General features: G+C 69.4%; 23 protein-coding genes. 6 read left to right on the top strand and 17 right to left on the bottom strand.

From position 1 onward, the window contains the following. Positions 1 to 12 precede the first annotated feature (12 nt). From AB0305_RS12795 to clpS, 5 genes are all read right to left on the bottom strand, one after another. Complete coding sequence (locus AB0305_RS12795; protein ID WP_364134788.1) at positions 13 to 810, bottom strand: MBL fold metallo-hydrolase; 798 nt, start codon at positions 808 to 810, stop codon at positions 13 to 15. Continuing rightward, on the bottom strand, positions 807 to 1,796 hold the full coding sequence (gene murI, locus AB0305_RS12790; RefSeq protein WP_364134785.1) for a glutamate racemase: 990 nt from the start codon (positions 1,794 to 1,796) through the stop codon (positions 807 to 809). Before murI ends, AB0305_RS12795 begins: the two co-directional genes overlap by 4 nt. Before the next feature lie 71 nt (positions 1,797 to 1,867). Then, positions 1,868 to 2,422: a DUF2231 domain-containing protein gene (locus AB0305_RS12785; RefSeq protein WP_364134782.1), complete on the bottom strand. Its 555-nt coding sequence runs from the start codon at positions 2,420 to 2,422 to the stop codon at positions 1,868 to 1,870. A gap of 49 nt (positions 2,423 to 2,471) precedes the next feature. Then, positions 2,472 to 3,032, bottom strand: a complete 561-nt coding sequence (locus AB0305_RS12780; protein WP_364134780.1) for a DUF2017 domain-containing protein — start codon at positions 3,030 to 3,032, stop codon at positions 2,472 to 2,474. Next, a complete protein-coding gene (gene clpS, locus AB0305_RS12775) occupies positions 3,025 to 3,390 on the bottom strand; it encodes an ATP-dependent Clp protease adapter ClpS (protein ID WP_290257425.1) in 366 nt (121 codons plus the stop codon). Before clpS ends, AB0305_RS12780 begins: the two co-directional genes overlap by 8 nt. A gap of 209 nt (positions 3,391 to 3,599) precedes the next feature. Between clpS and AB0305_RS12770 the strand changes: the two genes are divergently transcribed. From AB0305_RS12770 to AB0305_RS12760, 3 genes are all read left to right on the top strand, one after another. Then, on the top strand, positions 3,600 to 4,928 hold the full coding sequence (locus AB0305_RS12770) for a nicotinate phosphoribosyltransferase (RefSeq protein ID WP_290257424.1): 1,329 nt from the start codon (positions 3,600 to 3,602) through the stop codon (positions 4,926 to 4,928). Continuing rightward, positions 4,929 to 5,567, top strand: coding sequence for an isochorismatase family protein (locus AB0305_RS12765; RefSeq protein ID WP_364134775.1), 639 nt, complete (start codon positions 4,929 to 4,931; stop codon positions 5,565 to 5,567). A gap of 82 nt (positions 5,568 to 5,649) precedes the next feature. Beyond that, on the top strand, positions 5,650 to 6,015 hold the full coding sequence (locus AB0305_RS12760) for a hypothetical protein (RefSeq protein ID WP_290257422.1): 366 nt from the start codon (positions 5,650 to 5,652) through the stop codon (positions 6,013 to 6,015). A 120-nt stretch (positions 6,016 to 6,135) separates the two neighbouring features. Here the strand turns inward: AB0305_RS12760 and AB0305_RS12755 are convergent, their stop codons facing one another. The 5 genes from AB0305_RS12755 to AB0305_RS12735 form a co-directional block, all read right to left on the bottom strand. Further along, positions 6,136 to 7,920: a DEAD/DEAH box helicase gene (locus AB0305_RS12755; RefSeq protein WP_364134772.1), complete on the bottom strand. Its 1,785-nt coding sequence runs from the start codon at positions 7,918 to 7,920 to the stop codon at positions 6,136 to 6,138. Between the two features lie 97 nt (positions 7,921 to 8,017). Next, the gene (locus tag AB0305_RS12750; protein WP_290257420.1) at positions 8,018 to 8,365 is read right to left on the bottom strand and encodes a DUF3039 domain-containing protein; all 348 of its coding nucleotides are present in this window, start codon (positions 8,363 to 8,365) and stop codon (positions 8,018 to 8,020) included. Between the two features lie 21 nt (positions 8,366 to 8,386). Next, entirely contained in the window at positions 8,387 to 9,487 is a 1,101-nt protein-coding gene (locus tag AB0305_RS12745; protein WP_364134769.1) for an NADH:flavin oxidoreductase/NADH oxidase, read from the bottom strand. Further along, positions 9,487 to 10,485, bottom strand: coding sequence for a tetratricopeptide repeat protein (locus tag AB0305_RS12740; protein ID WP_364134766.1), 999 nt, complete (start codon positions 10,483 to 10,485; stop codon positions 9,487 to 9,489). Before AB0305_RS12740 ends, AB0305_RS12745 begins: the two co-directional genes overlap by 1 nt. A gap of 34 nt (positions 10,486 to 10,519) precedes the next feature. Beyond that, the gene (locus AB0305_RS12735; protein WP_364134763.1) at positions 10,520 to 12,373 is read right to left on the bottom strand and encodes a hypothetical protein; all 1,854 of its coding nucleotides are present in this window, start codon (positions 12,371 to 12,373) and stop codon (positions 10,520 to 10,522) included. A 297-nt stretch (positions 12,374 to 12,670) separates the two neighbouring features. Here AB0305_RS12735 and AB0305_RS12730 point away from each other — a divergent pair, with 297 nt between their 5' ends. Then, positions 12,671 to 13,846, top strand: a complete 1,176-nt coding sequence (locus tag AB0305_RS12730; protein ID WP_290257867.1) for an AI-2E family transporter — start codon at positions 12,671 to 12,673, stop codon at positions 13,844 to 13,846. A 51-nt stretch (positions 13,847 to 13,897) separates the two neighbouring features. Here the strand turns inward: AB0305_RS12730 and AB0305_RS12725 are convergent, their stop codons facing one another. After that, positions 13,898 to 14,692 (bottom strand): alpha/beta hydrolase, encoded by a 795-nt coding sequence (locus tag AB0305_RS12725; RefSeq protein WP_364134760.1) that lies wholly within the window; start codon positions 14,690 to 14,692, stop codon positions 13,898 to 13,900. A gap of 51 nt (positions 14,693 to 14,743) precedes the next feature. Continuing rightward, positions 14,744 to 15,088, bottom strand: coding sequence for an ATP/GTP-binding protein (locus AB0305_RS12720; protein ID WP_364134757.1), 345 nt, complete (start codon positions 15,086 to 15,088; stop codon positions 14,744 to 14,746). A gap of 77 nt (positions 15,089 to 15,165) precedes the next feature. Here AB0305_RS12720 and nucS point away from each other — a divergent pair, with 77 nt between their 5' ends. Continuing rightward, positions 15,166 to 15,861, top strand: coding sequence for an endonuclease NucS (gene nucS, locus AB0305_RS12715; RefSeq protein ID WP_364134754.1), 696 nt, complete (start codon positions 15,166 to 15,168; stop codon positions 15,859 to 15,861). Between the two features lie 284 nt (positions 15,862 to 16,145). After that, positions 16,146 to 16,349: a cold-shock protein gene (locus tag AB0305_RS12710; protein WP_003804766.1), complete on the top strand. Its 204-nt coding sequence runs from the start codon at positions 16,146 to 16,148 to the stop codon at positions 16,347 to 16,349. A 95-nt stretch (positions 16,350 to 16,444) separates the two neighbouring features. Here AB0305_RS12710 and AB0305_RS12705 read toward each other — a convergent pair whose 3' ends face one another. The 5 genes from AB0305_RS12705 to atpD are packed head-to-tail and all read right to left on the bottom strand — an operon-like array spanning position 16,445 to position 22,498. Next, positions 16,445 to 18,943 carry a DUF2156 domain-containing protein gene (locus AB0305_RS12705; RefSeq protein ID WP_364134752.1) on the bottom strand — a complete coding sequence of 833 codons (2,499 nt, stop codon included), beginning with the start codon at positions 18,941 to 18,943 and terminating at the stop codon, positions 16,445 to 16,447. Then, positions 18,940 to 20,310 carry an alpha/beta hydrolase-fold protein gene (locus AB0305_RS12700; RefSeq protein ID WP_364134749.1) on the bottom strand — a complete coding sequence of 457 codons (1,371 nt, stop codon included), beginning with the start codon at positions 20,308 to 20,310 and terminating at the stop codon, positions 18,940 to 18,942. The genes AB0305_RS12705 and AB0305_RS12700 overlap by 4 nt, the downstream gene beginning before the upstream one ends. Positions 20,311 to 20,315: 5 nt before the next feature. Then, a complete protein-coding gene (locus AB0305_RS12695; protein ID WP_290257409.1) occupies positions 20,316 to 20,747 on the bottom strand; it encodes a DUF2550 domain-containing protein in 432 nt (143 codons plus the stop codon). Between the two features lie 10 nt (positions 20,748 to 20,757). Then, the gene (locus AB0305_RS12690; RefSeq protein ID WP_290257408.1) at positions 20,758 to 21,042 is read right to left on the bottom strand and encodes a F0F1 ATP synthase subunit epsilon; all 285 of its coding nucleotides are present in this window, start codon (positions 21,040 to 21,042) and stop codon (positions 20,758 to 20,760) included. A gap of 1 nt (position 21,043) precedes the next feature. Beyond that, positions 21,044 to 22,498, bottom strand: a complete 1,455-nt coding sequence (atpD, locus tag AB0305_RS12685) for a F0F1 ATP synthase subunit beta (protein ID WP_290257407.1) — start codon at positions 22,496 to 22,498, stop codon at positions 21,044 to 21,046. Positions 22,499 to 22,522: the final 24 nt, after the last annotated feature.

Genomic DNA, 22,522 nt, shown 5'->3' with positions numbered 1-22,522 from the left:
CGGGCGGCCCGGTCAGACGGTGTAGTGCACCCCGGCGACGGCGACGGCGACGTGCGGTCCGAAGACCTCCTTCGCCTCCGCCATCACGGTCGTGTGCGAGGTCCAGACCGGGATGTGCGTGAGCAGCAGCCGGCGGGCGCCGGCGGCGACGGCGGCCTCGCCGGCGCGCCTGCCGGTCAGGTGCACGTCCTTGATGCCGTCGTCGCGGCCCTCCTCGAAGGCCGCCTCGCAGAGGAACAGGTCCGCGTCCCGTGCGGCATCCTCAAGCCCGGTGCAGGAGTCGGTGTCACCGGAGTAGCTGAGCACCCGGGTCACCGGGTTGCCGTCCTTGTCCGGCTCGGTGACCTCCACACGCAGGGCGTAGGCCTCCTCGACGGGGTGGTTAACCGCGTACGGGGTGATGGTAAAGGGCCCCATCGTCACCGGGCTCCGTTCGGCCCAGTTGCTGAAGTCGAATTCCTCGTGCATCCCCGGGTCGAGGTCCAGCCCGTAGGCCGTGGCCATCCGGTCCGCCGTCGCGGCCGGCCCCCAGACGGGGATCCGCCCGCGGCCCCAACCGCCCGGCTTCCAGCGCACCGCCACGTGCAGGCCGCAGAGGTCCATGCAGTGGTCCGGGTGGAGGTGGGTGAGGAAGATGCCGTCGATGTCCTCGAGGTCGGTGTAACGCTGGATCGCTCCGAGCGCCCCGCTGCCGAGGTCCAGCACCACCTTCCAGCGCCGCTCGCCGTCGTCGGCGGTCAGCAGGTAGCACGACGCCGGCGAGCCGGGGCCGGGGAACGAGCCGGTGCACCCGACGATGGTGAGCTTCACAGGCCGCTGGTCCGCGGCGGGGAGATCTGCGCGGCGGAGGAGACGAAGTTGGAGATCCGGGGCCGGCCGACGGCGGCCTGGGCGGCGGCGATCATCTCCGGGGTGATGCGGGCCAGGCTGCCGGTGGGGTACTGCGCCGCGACGTGGTCCACGTGCCGGACGCTGAGCACCTCCGGGCCCAGGAAGCGGCGCGCCAGGTGTTCGAACTGCGCGGCGTCCCCGGTGGCGATGAAGTTGTGTTCCGGGGCGGTGCTGCCGGCGCGTTCCAGCCCGCGGGAGGCCAGGGCCCGGTAGACGTCCTTGGCGGTTTCCTCGGCGCTGGAGACGAGCGTGACGTCCTCGCCCATGACGAAGGAGATCACGCCGGTCAGCAGCGGGTAGTGCGTACAGCCGAGCACCACGGTGTCCACCTTGGCGGCGATCAGCGGGGCGAGGTATTCGCGGGCCACGGCCAGCAGCTCGGGGCCGGTGGTGATGCCGGCCTCGACGTAGGGCACGAAGGCCGGGCACGCCGCGGAGGTGATCTGCAGGTCCGGCGCCGCGGCGAAGGTGTCCTCGTAGGCGCGGGAGCCGACCGTAGCGGAGGTGCCGATGACGCCGACGCGGCCGGTGCGGGTGGCGGAGACGGCCCGGCGGACCGCGGGCTGGATGACCTCGATGACGGGGATGCCGTAGCGGGCGGTGTAGCGTTCGCGGGCGTCGCGGAGCACGGCGGCGGAGGCGGAGTTGCAGGCGATGGTCAGGAGCTTGACCCCGGAGTCGACCAGTTCGTCCATGACGCCAAGGGCGTTGGCGCGGACCTCGGCGATCGGCAACGGGCCGTAGGGGCCGTGCGCGGTGTCGCCGACGTACAGGATGGACTCGTTGGGCAGCTGGTCGATGATGGAGCGTGCCACCGTGAGGCCGCCGACGCCGGAGTCGAAAACGCCGATGGGGCGTTCGGCCAGTGCCGAGGTCTCGGGGTCCGTGCTCGATGCTGAAGTCATGGTTCTACGAGAATAGGGCTTCGCCCCGGGCGGGACCATGACATTGTGTCGAGCAACTCGTGTGCAATGGATCACACGGCGGCGGCGGAACGGCGGGCGGTGCCGCGGTTCAACGCCAGGTGGCCGCCGAGGAATCCCGCGGCCGCGGCCACCGCATTACCGGCCAGGCCCAGCCGGACCCCGGCCGCGTGCCGGCCGCGCAGCCGGGCGATCAGCGAGCCCAGGAAGAGAAAGGTTGCGGCGTCGGTGCCGAGGGCGTGGACGGCGCCGATCCGGTGCTCCTCCCCCTCCGTCTCGGACCAGTCCGCGGCACCGGCAAACGCCGTCGGAACCGCCGCCGCGAGGCCCGCAGCGGTCAGCACCGTGGCCGCAGGCCGGGAGGCAGGACCGCCGGTTATATCCAGGATCGCGGCGCTGAGCCAGCAACCCAGGGTGACGTCGGTGAGCATCGGGTGGACCGAGTGGCCGAGGGTTCCGCTGTGCAGCGGGGTGCGCCGCGCCCAGTCGATGACCGGCCCGTAGATCGCCTCCTGCGCGGCGCCGATCCGGCCGGCAGCGGCACTGCGGCCCAGGGCCCCGGTGAGGCGCTCCGGGAGGGAAAACTCGTCGCGGGAAAGTCCGTCCACGGCGGATCACGCTACGCCGCTGGCTGGGGGGTGTACAGGGCCGGGCGGCCTAGGCCTCGAGGGACGCCAGCATCGCCTGGATGAGGGATTCCTGCAGCCAGGTGGTGAAGTTGTAGACCAGGGCCAGATAGCTTTCGACGTCTTCGGCCTGGGACCAGTCCTGCATCCGGTGCACGTGTTCGGCGTCGGCGTCGTCGCGGATGTCGAGGCGCTCGGCGAGGACCAGGCGGACGTCGTTGAGCGCGGTGGACCAGTGCCGGGCGTCGGCGGGGGTCAGCACCAGTTCCTCCTTGTCGAGGCCCAGCGAGGCGGCCTTCAGGGCGCCGATCTTGCTCTCCCGCAGCGAGCGCTCCGTGTACCGGCGGAACTCCAGGGAGGCCTCGGCGTCGTTCTTGGAGACGTTGGGCAGCAGCCGGCGCAGGGCGCGGTCGGAGGGTTCACGCGCCTCCGTGTCCAACCCCACGAGGGCCGCGAGTGGATCCTCATTGGCGCGTTCGTGCGGCTCCAGCATGGAGATGACGTCGTCGAAGAGGCTGCGCAGCAGGTCGCGCTCGGCCGGTTCGAGGTAGCCGGTGATGCCCTTGAGGCCGTATTTGAATGCCTTAGCCACGTTTTCCCTTGCCCTTGCCCGATCCGTTGCCGGGGCCGCCGCTGGCCTTCTCCACGGTGGCCCAGAGGCCGTAGCCGTGCATGGCCACCGCGTGCTGTTCGACCTGTTCCTTGCTGCCGTGCGCCACGATGGAGCGGCCCTTCTTGTGGACCTCCAGCATGAGCTTGGTCGCCTTGGCCTCGGAGTAGCCGAAGTAGCTGCGGAAAACGTAGCTGACGTAGCTCATCAGGTTCACGGGATCGTTCCAGATCACGAGGTTCCAGGGGATGTCCGGGGCCGTCAGGACGTCGGTGGACGTCGCCGTTCCGGTGTGGGTGCCGGCCTCGGTATCGGGGCCAAGCGCAACGCTGAGGGTCATTGGTCCATTCTATGGCGATGAAGATGGCCTCCGCCCCGGGTCGAGTCCGCGGAGCGCGACGAGGGAGCCGGTGGGTGGGCCCCCGACGGCGAGGGCCCCGCGTCGAAGCGGAGCAAGACGAGGGAGCCGGTGGGTGGGCCCCCGACGGCGAGGGCCCCGCGTCGAAGCGGAGCAAGACGAGGGAGCCGTCGGGGACTAGAGTAAATTTCGTGAGCACCTCCGCCGGCTGGGACCACCCCCGCACGTCCTTGTACACCGACCATTACGAGCTGACCATGCTGCAGGCCGCCCTGCACTCGGGCGCGGCCCACCGCAAGTCGGTGTTCGAGGCCTTCGCCCGCCGGCTGCCCGAGGGCCGCCGCTATGGCATCGTCGCCGGTACCGGCCGCCTGCTTGAGGGCATCGCGAACTTCCGCTTCGGCCCCGGGGAAATCGACTTCCTGCGCAGCACCGGCGTGGTCAACGAACAAACCCTGGAGTACCTCGCGGACTTCTCCTTCTCCGGCGACATCTGGGGCTATGCCGAGGGCGACGCGTACTTTCCCAACTCCCCCATCCTGATCGTCGAGTCGACCTTCGCCGAGGCCTGCGTCCTGGAGACCTACATCCTCTCGATCCTCAACCACGACTCTGCCATCGCCTCCGCCGCGTCCCGGATGATCACCGCTGCCGGCACCCGGCCGTGCGTGGAGATGGGCTCCCGCCGTACCCAGGAGGAATCCGCCGTCGCCGCCGCCCGCGCCGCCGTGATCGCCGGCTTCGCCAGCACCTCCAACCTGGAGGCCGGCCGCCGCTACGGCATCAAGACCGTCGGCACCGCGGCCCACTCCTTCACCCTGCTGCACGACACCGAACGGGACGCCTTCGAGGCCCAGCTGGCCTCCATGGGCGCGGGGACGGCGCTGCTGGTGGACACCTACGACGTCGAGGCAGCCGTGCGCACCGCCGTCGACCTCGCCGGGGACAAGCTCGGCGCGGTCCGCCTGGACTCCGGCGACCTGGTGGCCCAGGCCCAGTGGGTACGCCAGCTCCTCGATGACCTCGGCAATGTCAACACCCGCATCATCGTCACCTCCGACCTCGACGAGTTCGCCATCGCGGCCCTGCAGTCCGCCCCGGTGGATTCCTACGGCGTCGGCACCTCCCTGGTCACCGGGTCCGGCGCGCCGACGGCAAGCCTGGTCTACAAGCTCGTCAGCCGCACCAACGACGACGGCGAGTTCGTCGCGGTCGCGAAGGCGGCGAAGAACAAGGCGAGCAAGGGCGGCCGCAAATACGCGCTGCGCCGGCTCAACGACCGCGGCATCGCGACCCAGGAGATCGTCGGCATCGGCCACCGGCCCGAGGACGACGGCAACGACCGCCAGCTGCTGCAGCAGTTCATCAAGAACGGCGAGCTGCTTCCCGGCTGGACCGGCCCCGAGGGGGTGGTGCGCGCCCGCGACCGGCACGCCGCCTCCATGGCCGAACTGCCGCCCGTGGTCAACCGGCTGCAGCGCGGCGAACCGGCCATCCCCACCGTCTACGAGGAGGACTGAATGTCCCGCGCCCTGATCATTGTCGACGTACAAAACGACTTCTGCGAGGGCGGTTCCCTGGCCGTTGAAGGCGGGGCGGCACTGGCCGCGGAGATCAGCGAATACGTCGACGCCCACCACGGGCAGTTCGACCACGTCGTGGCCACCCAGGACTGGCATGTCGATCCGGGCGCGCACTTCTCGGACACGCCCGACTTTGTTGAGAGCTGGCCGCGGCACTGCGTCGCCGGCACCCGCGGGGCGGAGCTGCACCCGGACCTGGACACCGAATACATCCAGGCGTATTTCCGCAAGGGCCAGTACACGGCCGCCTACTCCGGCTTCGAGGGCCTGCTGGCCCCGGACGACGCCGTACCCACCGGAGACCGGACGCCCGGCGCGCTGCCGGTGGCCGGCCCAGCCGGCGGCCAGGAGGCGGACGAGGACGCGATCGGGCTGGACGACTGGCTGCAAAGCCACGACGTCGAAGAAGTTGTGGTCGTGGGGATCGCCGCCGACTACTGCGTCAAGGCCACGGCCCTGGACGCGGTCCAGGCCGGCTACACCGTCACCGTCCCGCGCAGCCTGACCGTGGGCATCGCCGACGACCTCGAGGACGCCTTCGCCGAGATGGAACTCGGCGGCGTCGAGCTGGACTGAGATCGCGGCCCCGGCGCCGCGCACAGTAGACTCGGAATCCTTGCCAGTAACGTCGGAACAGTAAATCCCGGAGTACATCATCATGAAGAAGACCCTGACCGTCCTGCTCGCTGCCGGGACCATCCTCGGAGCGGCCGCTTGCTCGGCCCCGAAGATGACCACCGCCGAGACCTGCGACCGGATCAAGACGATCACCAGCTCCCCGTCCTCCAGCTCGGACAAGTTCGGCATGACCCGCCTGGCAAACCAGATCCGCCCGATCCAGGCCACCGCCTCCGAGGAACTGCAGGCACCGCTGCAGTCGATCGTTGATTACCTGGACGAGGCCGCCGAGAAGGACCCGGACCAGGGCAAGCTCGACGAGCTCAAGGGCAAATACACCTCGGCCGGCCAGACCTTCTCCCAGGCCTGCGGCGGCGGCGCCCAGTCCGGCCAGCCGAACCAGTAGCAGCTCCCCCGAACGACACGAAAAGGGACCGGATCACTCCGGTCCCTTTTTCGTGCCGTGACTCCGGGGCGCCCGGGCGCTCGGGCGCACCGGGCGTACCGGGCCCCGCGGGGCGTCCGGCTACTTCCGGCCGATGAACCAGTCCTGCAGCTTCCGCAGCCGGCTCTGCAGCTGTTCCTCGTTGGCCTGGGCGACGGGCGGGCCGCCGCAGACCGTGCGCAGCTTGGTGTGGATGACCCCGTGCGGGGTGCCGGTCCGGGCGGACCAGGCGGCGACGTTCTTGGCCAGTTCGGTGCGCAGGTCCATCAGCATCCGGTGGTCCGGGACCGCCGGCGCCGGCTCGGAGGCCGCCGCCTGGGGGGCGCGCTTGTTCTTGCGGCTGAGCTGTTCGTGCTGGCGCTGGCGCAGCAGCGTGCCCACCTGTTCGGCGTCGAGCAGGCCGGGAATGCCGAGGAAGTCCAGCTCGTCCTCGGAGCCGACCTCGCCGCCGGTGCCGAATTCGCCGCCGTCGAACAGCACCCGGTCGAAGGACGCCTGGGAATCCAGCGCCTCGAACTTGCCCTTCATCAGCGTGTCCGAGGCCTTCTCCTCGCGGTTCGCCTCGTCCATCAGCGAATCCTCGGGGTTGAACAGCCCGTCCGCGTCTTCCTTCTCCGGCCGGTCCAGGGCGTGGTCCCGCTCGGCCTCCATCGAGTTAGCCAGCGCCATCAGCTGCGGCACCGAGGGCAGGAACACCGACGCCGTTTCGCCGCGCTTGCGGGCACGCACGAAGCGGCCCACGGCCTGGGCGAAGAACAGCGGGGTGGAGGTCGACGTCGCGTACACGCCCACCGAGAGGCGCGGCACGTCGACGCCTTCGGAGACCATCCGCACCGCGACCATCCAGCGCTTCTCCCCGGCGGAGAACTCCTCGATCTTGGAGGAGGCCTTGGCGTCGTCGGAGAGGATCACGGTGGGTGACTCCCCCGTGATCCGCTTCAGCTGCCCGGCGTAGGCCCGGGCGTCCTCGTGGTCGGTGGCGATGACCAGGCCGCCGGCGTCGGGCACCGTGCGCCGGACCTCGCTCAGGCGCTTGTCCGCCCCGGCCAGCACGGCCGGGATCCATTCGCCCGCCGGGTTCAGCGCGGTGCGCCAGGCCTGCGAGGTGATTTCCTTGGTAACGGCGGCCTCGCCCAGGGAGGCGGCCATCTCGTCGCCCGCGCTGGTGCGCCAGCGCATCTGGCCGGAGTAGGCCATGAACATCACCGGACGGACCACGTGGTCGCGCAGCGCCTTGCCGTAGCCGTAGGTGTAGTCGGCCTTGGAGCGCCGGATGCCGTCGCGGTCCTCCGCGTACTCGACGAACGGGATCGGGGAGGTGTCCGAGCGGAATGGGGTACCGGTCAGGGACAGCCGGCGCGCGGCCGGGTCGAAGGCCTCGCGGAGCCCGTCGCCCCAGGAGAGCGCCTCGCCGCCGTGGTGGATCTCATCCAGGATCACCAGGGTGCGGGCGGCCTCGGTCTTGGCCCGGTGCAGCATGGGCTTGCTGGCCACCTGCGCGTACGTGACGGCGACGCCGATGAAGCCGCGGCCGTGCTGGCCGTCGGCGTTCTTGAAGTTCGGGTCGATGGCGATGCCCACCTTCGCCGCGGCGTCGGCCCACTGGCGTTTGAGGTGGTCCGTGGGCGCCACGATGGTCACGCGGTTGACCACGCCCAAATCGATCAGCATGGAGGCCACGCGGAGGGCGAAGGTGGTCTTACCGGCCCCGGGGGTTGCGACGGCAAGGAAGTCCCGGGGGTTGGTGGCGAAGTAGTTATCCAGCGCCTCCTGCTGCCAGGCACGCAGTTTCGGCGCGGTTCCCCACGCGGCCCGCTCGGGATAGGCGGGCGGCAGCACGGGACCGCCGAACAGTGTTTCCGTCACTTAGCGGGCCTCCCGTCCATACGTGTCTGTTGGTTCGGGAAAAGCCCCACTAAGCACAAAAACACCAATCTTTTTCGGTTGAACCGGATGCCACGCCCTACTTGCCGGAGCCGCCGTCGTCACCGCCGGGGCGCAGCCCCTCGTAAACCTCTTTGCATTCGGGGCACACGGGGAACTTCTTCGGATCCCGTCCGGGGGTCCAGACCTTGCCGCAGAGGGCAATGACGGGTTCCCCGGAGAGGGCCGATTCCATGATCTTTTCCTTGCGGACGTAATGCGCGAAGCGCTCCCGGTCTCCCGGTTCCACTTCCTGGCGCAGTTCCTCACGCTCGATCGTCGCCGTCGACGTCCCGGCGCCGGAAAGCTCACGCATCGGGTCGTTGTCGAGGTCGTTGTCCAGGGCGTTCTGGGGGGCCGTCGTCAGGGGTTCCGTCATGCTGGTCATGGCTTCCATCTTAGCCGCTGGCTAGAACGTCCGCCGGGGCATGGCCCGTTCGTACTGCGGCGGCCAGGCCAGCTCGTGGCCCAGTTCGAAGGCCGCGCGCAGCCACCAGTGCGGGTCGCGCAGCGCCGCGCGGGCGATCAGCACGCCGTCGGCCTGGCCGGTCGCCACGGCGTGTTCCGCCTGGCCAGCGGAGGTGAGCAATCCCACCGTGCCGGTTTTGACGCCGGCCTCGCGTCGGATCTTGGCACTGAAGCCGGTCTGGTAGCCGGGACCCACCGGAATCGTCTGGTGCGCTACGGCGCCGCCGCTGGAGACGTCCACCAGGTCCACGCCGCGCTCGGAGGCGGCGCGGGCGAGCCGGACGGAGGCCTCGGCGTCTACGCCGCCCTCGGCCCAGTCCGAGGCGGAGATCCTCAGCAACAGCGGCATCGAGTCCGGAATGACCTCGCGCACCGCGTCCACCACGGCAAGCATGAGCCGGTTACGGCCCGCCTCGTCGCCGCCCCATTCGTCGGTGCGGTCGTTGATCAGCGGGCTCTGGAACTGGTGCAGCAGGTAGCCGTGCGCACCGTGGATTTCGATGGTATCGAAGCCCACCTCCACGGCCCGCCGGGCGGAGGCAACGAAGTCGGCGATCACGCCCTCGATCTCGGCCCCGGTCATGGCCGACGGCGGCGCGTAGCCGTCGAAGGCACCGGCGCCCGGGCCCACCGGGTCCCAGCCGCCCTCGGAGGCAGGGACGGTGCCGGTCTTGCCGGAGAACGGCCAGTAGCTGGAGGCCTTGCGGCCGGCGTGCGAGAGCTGGGTGCCGATCTTGGTCTCCGCGGTGCCGTGCCGGTGCACGAAGTCCACGATCCTGGTCCAGGATTCGGCCTGGGCGTCGTTGTAGAGGCCGGCGTCCCGCGGGCTGATCCGCCCGGCGGGGTTGACGGCGGCCGCCTCGGTGAGGATCAGGGCCGCTCCCCCGGTGGCGAACGATCCGAGGTGCATCAGGTGCCAGTCGGTGGGGACGCCCTCGGCGGTCTCGGGTTCGCAGCTGTACTGACACATCGGCGAGACCCAGCCGCGGTGCTCGAGCCGCAGGGAGCGCAGGGTCAGCGGGCTGAAGAGTGCGGACGCCATTAGAACAGCACCCGGGCCAGGTTCTGGCGGGCCTTGGCCACGCGCTCGTCGGTGGCGCCGACGACGTCGAAGAGTTCCAGCAGGCGCACCCGGGCGGTCTCCCGCTCCGGTCCGAAGTTCCGGCCGATGAAGGCCACCACCCGGCCCAGGCCGTCCTCCACGTGCCCGCCGGCGACGTCGAGATCGGCGACGGCCAGCTGTGCGTCCAGGTTGTCCGGTTCCTCCGCGGCCTTGGCACGGACGGCGTCGGCGTCCTCGGTGGACAGGGCCTGCAGGCGTCCCATCAGCTCCACCTGGGCCAGGCCCACCTTGGCGTCGGCGTCGGCGGGCATCTCGGTGAGGGCCTGGCGGTACGCGGCGGCCGCACCGTCGAAGTCACCTGCCTCGATCGCGTCGAAGGCCTTCTGGTGCAACGGGGGCAGCGGCGGGGCCTCGGCCTCCGCGGCGGCCGGACCGCCGCCGATCCGGCCGGTGACGCCGTTGGCGGCGGCCACCTTGAGGAGTTCATCGAAGAGGCTGCGGACCTGCTGCTCGTCGGCGCCGCCCTGGAAGAGCGGCACGGGCTGGCCCTTCACCACGGCGACGGCCGTGGGAACGGCCTGCACCTGGAACGCCTGGGCCAGTTGCGGGAAGGCCTCGATATCGGCGGCGCCGAGAACCAGGCGGCCCTCGTAACTGGTGACAATCTGCTCCAGGGCGTCCACCAGATCCCCGGACCCGGGTGAGTAGGAGGCCCACATGGCGATGACGACGGGCACCCGGGCGGAGAGGTCCACCAGGTCCTGGAAGTTGGCCTCGGTGACGTTGACGCGCAACGGGGCGGCGCCGCCGTCCGTTGGCTGCTGGGCGGATCCGGGCTGGGCGGCTCCGGCATGCGTGGACCCCGGTCCGGCGGGCGGTGCGGGGCGTTGCTTCAGCGAGGAAAGATCGACGGCGCCCCGCAGGTTGATCGGGTTTGCGGCTGCGGGCGGGACCGGGCGGGATGCGGGCGAAGTCATGGAACCACTCTATCGACTCCGCCCGCGGCCGGGACTACTTGAAGCTCGCCCCGACCAGGCCGCGGGTGGCGGCCACCAGCTTCATCGGATCCTTGGACCCCGCCGGCGGCACGTAGACCGCCACGGACTCGGCAAAGTTCAGGACCATGCCGGTGCTGGTCTCCTTGCCGCCGGCCAGGGCCGCGGCGTCGTCCCCGATGGTCAGCTTGTCGCCGGAGTTCTTCGGCGTGCCGTCGAAACCGAAGTTGAGCCGGCCCAGGACCAGGGCCCCGCCGTCGGCGGTGCGGAACACCACGGTGTCCTCGGGAACAGCCTTGTGGGTGAAGGCAAAGTTTCCGTTGGCACCGGACTTCACCACGTCGGCCTGGTAGGCCAGGGTGTCGGCGATGTACGGCGAGGACTGGCCCTCGGCGAGCTTGTCCTTGAAGGCCGAGTCGGCGTTGGTCAGGCGGTCGCCCAGGCCAGCGAGGGCCTCCTGGCCGCTGTAGAGCAGGCCGGACTTGTCGCCGGCGCCCAGCGTCTCCGTGCCGCCGCGGTTGATCGCGGGGAAGGTGGTTCCCGGCTGCAGCGGCGTCGCGCCGACCAGCTTGTAGTTCTCGCGCGGGGACGCCTGGACCAGCGTCAGCAGCTGCGGGACCACGTTGCCGTCGCCCTGGGTGACTGCCATGACGGAGCGGGGCCAGTCTCGCTTGGAGCTCACCACGGTGGTCAGCAGCTTGGTGGCGCGCACGGGCATCCGGGATTCGTAGCTGCCCACCTGCGAGCGGATTTTGTAGTTCTGCGTGCGGACCTCGAGTTCGGTCCCGCCGACGCGCGGGGCGAGCTTGGCCGCGTCCTTGGCGGCGTCACCGGCGTCCGTGGCCGCGGAGACCTGTTCCAGGATCCGGCGGAACTGGGCATCCAGCAGGATCGGGGTCCCGCCGGCGGAGGGGGCGGCCGTGCCGGTGCTTCCGCTCGGGGCGGGCGACGGCGACTGGCTGGCCTGGGCGGCAACGCCCGTGCCGGCGACTGCGGTGGCGGTCAGCAGGGCCACGGCCGCACCCGCGGCGCGGCGGCGCGTGGACAGGGTTGCGGCCCGGGGGGCCTGTCCGGTGTCCCCGTCGGCCGGGGTGGAGCCGGCCTCACGGGCCTTGGCCCGGTCGGCGGCGCGGGCCCGGGCCCGGCGTGCGAAGGCGCTGCCGGCGGTGGCCTCCTTGGCCTCGACATCGCCGGAGCCGGAGTTATCGGAGCCGCCACCGCCGGAACCGCCGTCGCCCGGGGTGCCGGAGCGCGGCGCGCCCTGCCTGGGCTTCAGCACCAGCAGCGCGACGCCGCCGACTACCAGCAGCCCGCCGATAACCATCAGCGGGATGGCCCACGGCGTGGAGGTGTCATTGGGGAAGGTCATCGAAATGTCCGAGGGGGCGGCCTTGGTGCCGTCGGTGGCCAGCAGCAGCGACCAGTCGCCGTCGGCCGGCGGAGTCCACGAGTAGTCCAGCTCGCCGTTGGCGTTCTCGGTGGAGACCCAGAGGTCCGAACCGGCGGGCGACGGCGCGGTGGCCTCGCCGTCGGCGTGCTCGACGGTCAGGGACTTGCGGTCCTCGGAGAGCCCGGAAATGGTGTTGTGGGCCGTCTTGCCCACCCAGGCGTTGACGTCGTCGGGGCGGCCGGAGGCCAGCAGGAAGTTGCCTTCACCCTTGACGTGGATCTTGACCGTGCCGCCGTGCAGGGTGCGCAGCTTCTGGTCGACCACCGTCAGCGGCGCGGCGGTGCCGTTGGCCGGGACGCCGGCCGTCACCGTCGCCGGCGGAGCCCAGATTGTCTTCTGCCCGATCCCCGCCAGCAGTGTCAGGAGGCCGAGCAGCACAAGTGCAACTGCAGTCTTGAAACGCAAAATATTACCTATCATCAGCGGACACGTAGTTTTAAGAGTAACCGTTTTGTTACCTCCGAGTCAGATCGGGCGGCTTGTCAAGCCCCTTTTCCGAACCGTCCCGGCCCGTCGATCCGCCCGGTAGCAAGGCTGCTGATAGTGTTTGCGGTGATCGTCACACCGGCCCCGCAGCCGCGGAATTCCGGGGAAAATTGAGAGAAAAAGGCTTGCAGCGCAGTGACTGACCCCACGGATTCGTCCCCCTCAGGACAGGCAGCTCCCCCGGAATCCGTCGCGCGGCCTGCCCAGGCTCCGGCCGGGTTCCTGGCCGCGATGGCCCGCCGCCTGCGGCAACCCCTGCCCGGCGCACAGCCCCGGCTGCGCTTCGATTTGCCGCCCGAGCAGCTGGACGACGCCGACGCCGCTCTTGAGGACACCGAGGAGACCCGCTTCGGCCGTCCCGGGCCGCGGATTTCCGCGCAGCATCCGCTCTACGTCGGGTTCATGGGGACCGTGGGCGTCGGCGTGGCCTTGCTGGTCTACTGGATCGGCTCCAACATCACCCAACTGCTGCTCTGGATCCTGACCGCGCTCTTCATCGCTCTCGGGCTCGATCCCGTGGTGCGCTGGCTGGAGAAACGCAAGGTGCCCCGGCCGGCCGGCATCCTGGTCTCGGTGGCCGTCCTGGCCCTTGCCGTCGCCGGGTTCTTCGCCACCCTGATCCCGACCATCGTGGCCCAGGTGACCCAGATCGTCCAGGAGGCCCCCAAGTGGATCCAGGACTTCATCGACTCGGACTTCTTCCGCAGCCTGGACAGCCAGTTCGGCGTCCGGGACCGGATCACGCAGGAACTCGAGAAGTTCGTCAACAACCCGGACGCGATGGGCGGCATCTTCGGCGGCGTGGTGGGCGTCGGCTCCACCATCGCCAACGGCCTCTTCGGCGCCCTGATCGTCCTGGTGCTGAGCCTGTACTTCCTCTCCGCGATGCCCTCGATGAAGCTGTGGGGCTACCGCCTGGCCCCGCGCTCCCGCCGGCCGCGCGTGGAGGCCCTGTCGGAGGAGATCACCGGCTCGGTCGGCAACTACGTCATCGGCCAAGTCTGCGTGGCACTGCTCAACGCGCTCTTCGCCTTCATCGTGATGACCATCGTGGGCGTGCCGTTCGCGGTGCTGCTCGCCTTCGTCGTGGCGCTGCTGGCCTTCATTCCCCTGGTCGGCGGCATGATCGCCGGCATCCTGGTCACCCTGATCGCCCTGACCGCCGGCTGGCAGACCGCCGTCGTCTTCGCGATCTGCTACTTCGCCTACCTGCAGTTCGAGGCCTACTTCGTCTCGCCGCGCATCATGCAGAAGGCCGTGGCGGTGCCCGGCGCGGTGGCGGTCATCTCGGTGATCGCCGGCGGCAGCCTGCTGGGTGTGCTCGGCGCGCTGATCGCGATCCCGACGGCCGCGGCCATCATGCTCCTGGTCAAGGAAATCTTCATCGTCCGCCAGGACAAGCACTAACCCGGACAAGCACTAAACCGGCAGGCACTCACCCCGGCAGGCGCTCACCTCTCAGGCGTGCGCCGTGGCCACCGGGCCGTCCCACTCCTCGGGAAGCGGCTGCGCCGTCCCCGGCAGAACCTCGGCGACGATCTCGTTCAGCACCCGTCCGGCGTACTTCTCCCCCACCCAGAGGTGCTTGGCGCCGTCGACGCCGACGACGTCGGCCTGGGGCACCAGGGCGAAGCGTTCGGCCGCGGCGGCAGGCTGCAGGTAGTCGTCGTGTTCCGGGACCAGCACCTTGAGCGGCTTGCCCGCGGCAGCCCATTCCTTGAGGTGCACGTCCGTGGCGCGGTGCAGCGGGGGCGAGAGCAGGATGGCGCCCTCTATCTCTCCGGCTACGGGTTCCACCGCGCCGTACATGAGGGCCAGTTCGGTGCCAAAGGACCAGCCCACCAGCCAGCGGTTCGGCAGGCCGCGGTCCACCGCGAACCGCACCGCCGCCTCGACGTCCATCCGTTCGCCGACGCCCTCCTCGAAGCTGCCGCCGCTGGTTCCCCGGGGCGACGATGTCCCGCGGGTGTTGAAGCGCAGCACGGCGACGCCGGCCAGGGCCGGCAGCCGGTAGGAGGCCTTGCGGTAGACGTGCGAATCCATGAAGCCGCCGTGCGTGGGCAGCGGATGCAGGGTGATCAGGGTGGCCCGGACCTCGCCGGACTCCGGCAGCGCGAGTTCGCCCACCAGCAGGTGACCGTCCGCGGTGCGCAGCTCGATGTTCTCCCGCCGTGCCGGCAGCACCGTGGCGGCCCGGATGGGGGTCGGGGCGGCGGGCTGGGTGAAGTCGTACGAGGCCGGGTCGAAAGTCATGCCCTCCAGCTTAGCGAAGCTACGGGCGGCACCCGCGGGAGCCGTGAGCGCCTAGCGGTACCGGTATGTGCGCGAGGTCCAGCAGTTGGTGTGCCAGTGGCGCCGTTCGGCCAGCCCGGCGGCGGCACCGAAGAGATGGTCCTCGGACCAGACCACCAGGTGCGCGGTTCCGGGCGGGACGGCATGCAGACATCCAGGGCAGACATAGGTCTTGCCGGCGCGGCTGGCCGAGATGGACCGGACCATCCATTCACCGTCCGGGGCGCTTTCCCGGCGGGCAATCCCGGTCCGGGCGCGTTCCAGGTCCAGCTCGGGCACCGGCCCGCTGTGCTTGCCGGGCTGCCGGGCGCCCCCGTTGCCCGGGGCGGGGCGGCGGGGGCGGTTGGAACGGGGCATGGTCCCATTCTGCCCCAGCGGGTCCCCGGACGGTGTCCAAGCCGCGGCGCCTCCCCGCTGCCGGTAGTGTTGACCGGGTGCGTTTAGTGATAGCCCGTTGCTCCGTTAATTATGTCGGCCGGCTCAAGGCCCACCTCCCCCTCGCCACCCGCCTGCTGGTGGTCAAGGCGGACGGCTCCGTGCTGGTCCATTCCGACGGCGGTTCCTACAAGCCGCTGAACTGGATGAGCCCGCCCGCCCGGCTCCGGGTGTCCACCCCGGACGAGGTCGACGTCGAGGTCGGCGTGATCGAGCAGTGGACCGTGCAGTCCACCAAGACCGACGACCGGCTGATCATCAACATCCACGAACAGCTCCATGACACCTCGCACGACCTTGGCCAGGACCCTGGACTGATCAAGGACGGCGTGGAGGCGGACCTGCAGCGCCTGCTGGCTGACCAGATCGAGACCCTGGGCGAGGGATTTTCGCTGATCCGCCGCGAGTACTTCACCGCGATCGGGCCGGTGGACATCCTGGCCCGCGACGCGAACGGCGGCACCGTCGCCATCGAGTTGAAGCGCCGGGGCGACATCGACGGCGTCGAACAGCTGACCCGCTACCTCGAACTGCTCAACCGCGACCCGCTCCTGGCTCCCGTTCGCGGTATCTTTGCCGCCCAGCAGATCAAGCCGCAGGCAAGGGTCCTCGCCACCGACCGCGGCATTGATTGCGTAACGCTGGACTATGACGCGATGCGCGGTGTGGACGACAGCGAATCCCGCCTCTTCTAAGCGCGGCAATTGCACCGCAATCACGCACCAATTGGTTCACCAGCTTGTTACATAAAATTTGTGGATTTATCAGCCGCGCCCGTTGACCTGACTGTGGGGGCATGAAATTCTTAGAACAGTCTTTGTGTAGGTGTTTTTCATGCTCGCAAGACATGTTGCGAGCGTGAAGCTCCTGACGCCGAAACCCGGAGTACCGGGCGGATGCCAAGGTTCTTCCCGCGGAGTGACTAAGCCCGGCGTAAGGTGCGCCGGACTTTCTCAAGTTCGACAATGAGGAGAATTAAATGGCTCAGGGAACCGTCAAGTGGTTTAACGCTGAAAAGGGCTTCGGCTTCATTACCCCGGATGACTCCGACGGCGACGTCTTCGTCCACTACTCCGAAATCCAGACCGGCGGGTTCAAGACCCTCGATGAGAACCAGCGCGTTCAGTTCGAAATCGGCCAGGGTGCCAAGGGCCCGCAGGCCACCGGCGTCACGGTCGTCTAATGAGGTCTTCAGGAATGCGCTAGAAGCATTCCCGGCTTAAGAAAATGATCCCCGGCTTTTGCCGGGGATCATTTTTTTGCGTTCCGCCGTCCCCGCTAGCGCACGAGCGTCCGCAGCAGCCGGGCGCTCTGGCGCACGGACAGGTCGGGCAGGTAGGCCCGGCTGAGCGCCCGGCCTATGGCCGGAAGCTGCAGCGGGTCCTGGTAGTACAGGTAGAGCGTGCGGTACTCCGGCTTGAAGCGGGACTTGAACGTCGCCAGCGAGCGGAAGCCGTAGACCGGTTCAAGCGCCCGGCCCACCACGTCCAGGATCCCGGCCAGGCCCTCGCCGCCGGCACCGTCGGAGTCGTCGTCGCGGGCCTCGTCGCGGGATTCGTCGCGCGCCAGCGGCGATCCGGAGAGGGAAATGACGTCCACCGAGTCGCGCAGTTCCGTCACCGCCGAGGCGATCAGGAACTCCATCACCCCCGGGAAGGCGTCGCCGCGGCGCCGCATGAAGTCCAGGGTCCAGCTGACCAGCGCACCGCCGTCGTACACGGGGAGCCAGCTGGTGACGCCCTGCACCCGGCCCTCGGCGTCCACGGCCAGGCAGCACAGCACCTCGTCGTCCATCAGCTCGTCCAGGCCGCCCAGGGTGAAGCCCATCTCGGGAACGGACTTCCGGGCCGCCCATTCCTCCGAGACCTCGCTGAGCTGCGCGCGCAGCGCCGGCGAGAAGTCGCGGTAACGGCCCCAGACGGCGTGCACTCCGGTCTTGGCCGCGCGGTTCATCGCCGTGCGGACGTTCTGCCACTCCTTGCCCTTGAAGGTCAGCTCCTGCAGGCCCAGGCGCGTCTCCTGGGCAACGGCCAGCCGCCGGAAGCCGCGGGCCTGCAGCAGCGGCCAGATTTCATCCGTGCAGGAGTAGAAGCACGGAATCAGGGCATTGTCCGCGCAGAAGTCCAGGAACCCTTCGGCGGTATCCAGCCGGTTCGCCGCGGGTCCAAGCGGTCCGCCGAGGGTCAGCGCCACGTTGTTGTGCTGCTGATACGCCACCGCACCGCGGGCGGCCTGGTTGAACCAGAACTTGTTCGGCTCCCAGAGTGCCATCCAGGAGAGCGAGTCGCCGCCCTGGTGCACCAGCCGGCGTGCCACCTCCCGGTCGCCGTGGCCGGCGTCGGTGCCGTGCGCCCGGCGGAGCAGCACCAGCCACACCCCGGCCAGCGCCACCACCCAGAAGGCGATGCCGGAGTAGGCGAAGAGGAAGGCCTCCACGGGATTCCGGTCCTGGAAGACCCGGTTGTAGGTCCCCGGGATGGGCAACGGCAGGTACTGCCGCGCCAGCTCGGCCGCCAGGCCCAGCCAACCGCCGTCGCGCTCCAGTCCCCCGGCGGCGAACCAGGCGCCGGTGTACGCGCCGGCCAGAACCAGGAAGGTCCCGCCCACGGTCAGCGCCAGGGTCCGCCGGGCCCGCCGGGTGGTTTCGACCCGGAAGAGCCGGCGGTTGGCGAACAGCAGCAGCACCAGCGCCAGCGGCACCGCCGCGAGCGGCAGGATATGCACGAAGCCCGAGCCCATGATGGCCGTGTGTGGCCGGTTGGGGTAATGCGGGATGCGGGCGAACAGGGCCAGGTAGACCGCGGCCAGCGCCGTCACGCCCAGCTGGACCAGGATAGCGATCCGCAGCGCCAGCTGCCGTCCGTGCCGCATGCCGTCGGCGCAGATGAGCAGGAGGACCACCGGCACCACGGCCAGGGCCAGGCCCAGCGGCCCGGCGAAGCCCAGCCGGCCCGCCTCCAGGCACGAGGCATCCACGGCGCCGCCGCAGTTCTGCTCCAGCTGGTTCAGCGTGGGCAGCGGGTTGAGCACGACGTCGCGCAGCAAGGCAAGCGGACCGTTCGCGGTCCGCACCACCGCGGTGAGGATCGGCCCGACGGCGAAGATCGCCACGGTGAGCGAGAGCAGGTTCCGGGTCTCGCGCCCGGTGGATCGGTGCCGCTGCAGGGTGCCCTTGTCCCCCTGCAGCCACCACCCGGCCAGCAGGCCGACCACGGCACCGGAGAGGCCCACCACCGTCTCGGGGTGGCCCACGTACAGCACCAGCAGCAGTGCCACCGAGAGTACCGCGGTCCGCAGCCGGCGCTGCCACAGGGTGGGCAGCAGCCCGCAGGCGGCCAGGGCCACGGCGAGGATTGCCGCGTAGGGTCCTATCAGCGGGGCATCGACCATCAGGCCCAGCCAGCCATCCCCGGCGTAGCGCGCCAGCTGGGTGACCAGCAGGAACAGGGACACCGCGGCGAACTGGCCGGCGAGGAAGAACACGGCCGTGCGGAGCGAGCCCACCCGCCGCTCGGCGACGCCCATCAGGCCAAGGATCATCAGCGACGCCGCGAGGTACGCCAGCGGGTTGGTGGCGAAGAACAGCGAGGTGAACATGGTCCACCAGTGCCCGGCCTGCAGCCCCTGGACGCTGACGGAGGCAAAGTCCAGCAGCGGTTCCGGCGGCCCGGCGAGGAAGCTGCCGGTGGCCGCACCGGCAAAGAGGAAGAGGGCCAGGACCGACAGGGTGACGGGGAGCTGACGGGCCTGCCGGAGGATGCCGTGCAGCCCGCTCACCGTTTGATCCCCCACCGCTGGGCGAGGAAGTCCAGGCCGCCGGGCATGCCGCGCGACGCCGCTTCCCAGGAGTGCCCGGCGTTGGCGATCCGGTGGTCCTCCACGGTGAAGCCGGCCTTCCGTGCGGCCCCTGCGAGCAGGGCCATGTACTCGATGAACTCGGGGTCACGTTCGCCGGCGCCGAAATACACGGCGTTGCCCTCGTACCGGCGTTCCTGCATCAGGCGCAGCGGGGTCTGTGCCTCAAAGGCCGCGGTGTCGCCGCCGAAGGAGGCGTCGATGGTCTTGCGGCGCTCCTTGGCCAGGGACGGCTCCTTTTCGCTGGAGAACGCCAGGGCGGCGCTGTACACCTCGGGGTGGCGGGTCACCATCTCCATGGCACAGGTGGCGCCGAAGGAGAATCCGCCGGCGGCCCACTGGTGCGGGTCGGCGTCGACGTCGAGGGTGGCCCGGATCCAGTCAGGCACGTCGCGGGAGAGGAAGGTGTCGGCCTTGGCGATGCGGCTGTCCATGCAGAGCGTGTTGCCGGAGGCGGACCCGTTGGGGTCCACCACCACCGCGATCGGGGCCACCCCGCCGTGGTCCGCGGCGAAGCGGTCCATTCGGCTGCGCAGGGCGCCGCCGGTCAGCCAGTCGGCCGGGGCCCCGGGCTGGCCGGAGAAGAGGACCAGGACGGGCAGCGCGGGCCGGGGTGTGGCACTGTACGCCGGCGGGAAGTAGATGTAGGCGTCGCGGCTCTGGAAGCCGGACGCCGTGCCGGGAATGGTGGCCTTGCGGACCGTGCCGTCCGGCGGCAGGCCGTTCGGGGCCGTCCAGTCGGCCAACGGAACCGCGGCGGCTCCCCCGGGCTGCCTGCGCAACGCGTCCTCCAGCACCGGAATGCGCGCGACGGCGGTGCCGGTCAGGTCGCTCACGGTGTGGTTGAGGCCGAAGTAGGAGTTGATCTGGACGGCGGAGAGGAGCAGCACGCCCAGCAGGGCTGCCGTGGCCACTGCGGTGGCGCGGATCCGGTGCACCACCGGCAGGACGGGTCCGGGAATGGCGGCGAGGAAGGGCCGGCGGCCCCAGATGCCGTGCAGCCTGAGCAGCCAGAACAGCAGGGCCGCGACGCCGGGAACGCTCCAGGCCAGTGTCTCCCAGGGCAGTTCCTCGGGGAAGACGGACAAGACGTAGATCAGGAGGAGATGGACTCCGGCGACCAGCCCGGCGCCCAGCAGCAGGGCGGAGCCGACGACCACCGCCGTCGCCCCCGGGGTATGCCGGCGGCCGCTCTTCCAGAGCAGGTAGGCGGCACCGGCGGCCGCGGCAGCCCAGGCAACCCAGAGCACCGGCCCGTCCACCAGCCGGATGTCTTCGATGAAGTCCAAGGCGGTTAGCGCCAGGTGCCGACGCCGATGACGGGGCCTGCCTCAAGCCAGGAAGAGAGCCCGGTGTACGCGTCGAAGCGCATGGCCAGCAGGACGTCCCGGCCCTCGTAGCGCAGTTCGACGATGACGGACTCCGGCTGCACCTTCACCAGTTCGGTTTCGGTGGGCGGACGCCGGCCGATCAGCTCCAGCGAGCTGCGGCGGAAGGTGTATTTCGGACGGACGCTCAGGGAGGCAAGACGGAACCACTCGAGGTCGTTGTCCTGATAACGACAAACCCCCATCTGCCAGCTGTTTCCAGCTACGCAAATGGAGGCGTCCACCGTGCCCAGGGCGCGCCGCAGATTAATGCGGCGCACCCCGGAGAGGCACAGTGCGAAGACCAGCAACGCAAACGCCGTTGCCAGAATGATGAACGGAAGACCAGTATCGTCCATCAAGGTAGGGCTAGCGGATCCCCGCAGTAGCCGAATCACCCATCTGGGCGTTGTCGGCCACGATCACCACGCGGTTGTTGTCGACGGAGAAGAATCCGCCGTCAACGTCCACTGCGATGCGGTCACCGGAAACAGGCTCGATGGCCAGTTCACCTTCGGCCAGAATCGCCAGCAGGGGCGAGTGGCCGGGCAGGATTCCGATTTCACCATCGCTGGTGCGGGCCTTGACCATCTTGGCCGCTCCGGACCACACGAAGTGGTCCGCTGCGACAATCTCAACCTCAAGCTCAGCCATATTACTTCGTCTGTTCCTGGATCTTGGCCCACTGGCGCTCGACGTCATCCAGGCCGCCGACGTTGAAGAACGCCTGCTCTGCGATGTGGTCCAGCTCGCCGTCGCAGATCGCCGCGAAGCCTTCCACGGTGTCCTTGATGGACACGGTGGAGCCCTCGACGCCGGTGAACTGCTTGGCGGTGTAGGTGTTCTGCGAGAGGAACTGCTGGATACGGCGTGCACGCGACACGACGATCTTGTCCTCTTCGGAGAGTTCATCGACACCGAGGATGGCGATGATGTCCTGAAGTTCCTTGTTCTTCTGCAGGATCTGCTTCACGCGGACGGCCGTGTTGTAGTGGTCGTTGCCGATGTACTGCGGATCCAGGATGCGCGAGGTCGACGTCAGCGGGTCAACGGCCGGGTACAGACCACGGGAAGCGATTTCACGGGAGAGTTCCGTGGTCGCGTCGAGGTGTGCGAAGGTCGTTGCCGGAGCCGGGTCGGTGTAGTCATCCGCGGGAACGTAGATGGCCTGCATCGAGGTGATGGAGTGGCCCTTGGTCGAGGTGATGCGCTCCTGCAGGAGGCCCATCTCATCGGCCAGGTTGGGCTGGTAGCCCACGGCGGACGGCATGCGGCCGAGGAGGGTGGAAACCTCGGAGCCTGCCTGGGTGAAACGGAAGATGTTGTCGATGAAGAGCAGCACGTCCTGGTTCTGCACATCGCGGAAGTACTCCGCCATGGTCAGGGCGGACAGGGCCACGCGCAGACGCGTTCCCGGCGGCTCATCCATCTGGCCGAACACAAGGGCGGTGTCCTTGAGGACGCCTGCCTCTTCCATTTCGACCCAGAGGTCGTTGCCTTCACGGGTGCGCTCACCCACGCCGGCGAACACCGAGGTACCGCCGAAGTTGCGGGCAACACGGGTGATCATTTCCTGGATCAGCACGGTCTTGCCGACGCCGGCGCCGCCGAACAGGCCGATCTTGCCACCCTTGATGTACGGGGTGAGGAGGTCGATAACCTTGATGCCGGTCTCGAGCATCTCGGTGGAGCCCTCAAGGGTCGCGAAGGCGGGGGCCTTGCGGTGGATCGGCCAGCGCTCGGAGACCTGCAGTTCGGACTCCGCGACGTCCAGGGGCTGGCCCAGGACGTTGAAGATGTGGCCCTTGACGCCGTCGCCAACGGGCACGGAGATCGGGGCACCGGTGTCGACCACGGTGGTGCCGCGGACCAGGCCGTCGGTCGCCTGCAGCGAGATGGCGCGGATGAGGTTGTCGCCGAGGTGCAGCGCAACTTCGAAGGTGATGGTCTTGGTCTCACCGTTGAGAGAAATCTCGGTGGTGAGAGCGTTGTAAATCGAGGGGATTGCGTCAGCCGGGAATTCGACGTCGACAACCGGGCCAATAACACGTGCAATACGGCCGGTGGCACCGGACGTCGCGGCTACGTGTTCGGTAGCAGTGGCAGTCATCTCTCTCACTTCACTCAGTAGATG

It is taken from the genome of Arthrobacter sp. NPDC080086 (assembly GCF_040702285.1).
Note: the sequence above shows the minus strand (reverse complement) of the source record. Positions and strands in the feature narration are given on the sequence as shown.